This window comes from Bacillus sp. T2.9-1 (assembly GCF_950097965.1).
In the GTDB taxonomy this organism is placed as follows: Bacteria; Bacillota; Bacilli; order Bacillales; family Cytobacillaceae; genus Niallia; species Niallia hominis.
In genome coordinates this window covers 1-605 of the sequence record NZ_CATNHG010000038.1, presented here as the reverse complement: position 1 = coordinate 605, position 605 = coordinate 1, and the positions used below count along the sequence as shown (strand labels likewise).

The window sequence follows — 605 nt, the reverse complement described above, 5'->3', positions numbered from 1 at the left end:
CTCTGCTCCTCACGTACTAGCGTACGCTCCGGTGCTCGCTCGGTCGCTTCCTTGACCTACTTGCTTCTCTTTGCTCTCAAATCTTTGAAAGGGTATTCGATTGATACGATTACTTTTCAAAGAAATAATTCTCTAAAATAGAGAATCTAAGATGGCGATTACTCGGTTTATCTTGGTTACTTCTATTTAATGATTTAGTTTTCAAAGAACAATTTTGGTGGAGCTTAGCGGGATCGAACCGCTGACCTCCTGCGTGCAAGGCAGGCGCTCTCCCAGCTGAGCTAAAGCCCCAAAAAAGGTATTTAATTTAAAATGGTGGGCCTAAATGGACTCGAACCATCGACCTCACGCTTATCAGGCGTGCGCTCTAACCAGCTGAGCTATAGGCCCATTTTATGTTCGATAAAGTAAATAGGTTCTTGCTTTATCTATTTTTCAAGGGAATTGCTCCCTCAAAACTGAACAACAAATCGTCAACAATCTTTGATGGAATGTACATTCCATTTTCCTTAGAAAGGAGGTGATCCAGCCGCACCTTCCGATACGGCTACCTTGTTACGACTTCACCCCAATCATCTATCCCACCTTAGGCGGCTGGCTCCAAA

Annotated in this window: 2 tRNA genes and 1 rRNA gene; all 3 read right to left on the bottom strand. The window is 44.0% G+C overall.

Going from position 1 to position 605, the window contains the following annotated elements:
• Window positions 1-215 precede the first annotated feature (215 nt).
• Window positions 216-291 (bottom strand) — tRNA-Ala (locus QQZ16_RS03595).
• A 22-nt stretch (window positions 292-313) separates the two neighbouring features.
• Window positions 314-390, bottom strand: a tRNA-Ile gene (locus QQZ16_RS03590).
• 123 nt (window positions 391-513) lie between these two features.
• Window positions 514-605 (bottom strand): 16S ribosomal RNA (locus tag QQZ16_RS03585); the annotation flags it as partial.